General features: G+C 46.2%; 1 protein-coding gene and 1 pseudogene. One reads left to right on the top strand and one right to left on the bottom strand.

Annotated elements, in window-relative coordinates:
• Positions 1-67, top strand: a pseudogene (locus R8O70_RS25085) (PTS glucose transporter subunit IIA); the annotation flags it as partial.
• A gap of 93 nt (positions 68-160) precedes the next feature.
• Here the strand turns inward: R8O70_RS25085 and R8O70_RS25080 are convergent.
• Complete coding sequence (locus tag R8O70_RS25080) at positions 161-1,285, bottom strand: flagellin (RefSeq protein ID WP_318184446.1); 1,125 nt, start codon at positions 1,283-1,285, stop codon at positions 161-163.
• Positions 1,286-1,488: the final 203 nt, after the last annotated feature.

Below are 1,488 nucleotides of genomic sequence, written 5' to 3'. Positions count from 1 at the left end.
AGAGCTAAACAAGCTTTCTGGTTCTGTAACTGTTGGTGAAACTCCAGTTCTACGTGTAACTAAGTAATTTTTACTTATCCGAACACGAAAAAACGCTGCCAATGGCAGCGTTTTTTATTATCTGAATTTTTTCTGGTCGATGCGCATCGCTGAAACACGTTCAACTGAGCAAGCCTAGTGCTGAGCTCGGCCTTTGCTTCGCTTGAGCGAGTAATGCAGTTGTCGCATCCTGCAGCACCTGAGAGCGCACCATTTCTGTCGACTCCCGAGCAAAGTCTGTATCTCGAATTCGCCCTTTTGATTCCGAAACACTCCGGTTAATGGTGTTTAAATTATCGATCGTGCCACTCACACGATTCTGAAATCCACCGATTTCACTGCGATGAGAATCAACATACTTTATCGCCGCATCCACCACACCAATGGCAAGCTGAGCGCCTCCTACTGTCGACATATCGAGATCATCAACGGTCACCAACTCACCGGAACCTATATCCATCTCATCGGCAAAATTGCCTTTCCATGTGATGCCTTCTGGCGCATTCAGTGTCGAGGTAAAAAACTGCAGTTGATGATCTTGCGTTACGGAAGCATCGACTACCGATTGCTGGGCATTAATGTAGGTTGCCACTTCTTCAAGGTTATCGCCTACTTTGAGTGTTAATGCTTTAGATTGTGTTTGGCCTTCATTGTCTTGATATTCAAACGCGAACTGTTGGTTATCTCTCGTTACCCGCCAGTCTTTGTCTAAACTGTCACCCAGATAATGTTGCCCGCCCATTTCAGGTATGTGCGTACGCATGTTTCTGAGCGTCAATGATATAGAGTTCGCATTGGCGCCAATATGAAAACTCTGAGAACCATAAGAGCCATTGAAGAGGTTTTTATCCGCGAATGTCGTCGTGATTGCCACACGATCCAATTCATCTTGTAGTGCAATCACTTCTTGTTGAAGACTTGTACGATCATTCTGTTCATGGCTGCCATTTGCGGCCTGAAGTCCGAGAGAGCGTAACCGCTGCAGAATATCACTGCTCTCATGCAACGCGCCTTCTGCGGTTTGAGCGACCGAATAGGCATCGTGAGCATTCCTTAAGGCGACATCAATCCCTCTCGTTTGAACATGGAGAGTATTCGATATTTGTAGGCCTGCAGCATCGTCGCTTGCTGAGTTAATCCGATATCCCGAAGACAGGTTTCTCTGTGACTCAACGTTTTGATCGGCTGCTTGGCTAAGATGTCGCTGCGTCATCATCGCGGCAACATTGGTATTTAAAGAGACCATCTAATCGATATGAATGCCTTGTCGAACATCCTGTTAGGACGCATCTAAATCGGTATAGCCGATAAGCAAAAAGCCAGGGATGAGCCTGGCTTTTGTATCTTGTCGTGTTAGGTAGATTAACCTAGAAGACTTAGCGCTGAGTTTGGCGCTTGTTTCGCTTGCGCAAGGATTGAGCTTGACGCTTGCGATAGAATTTGTGACTT

The sequence above is a fragment of the Vibrio sp. 779(2023) genome, assembly GCF_033344285.1.
Taxonomy (GTDB): domain Bacteria; phylum Pseudomonadota; class Gammaproteobacteria; order Enterobacterales; family Vibrionaceae; genus Vibrio; species Vibrio alginolyticus.
This window is presented reverse-complemented; position numbering and strand designations above follow the sequence as displayed.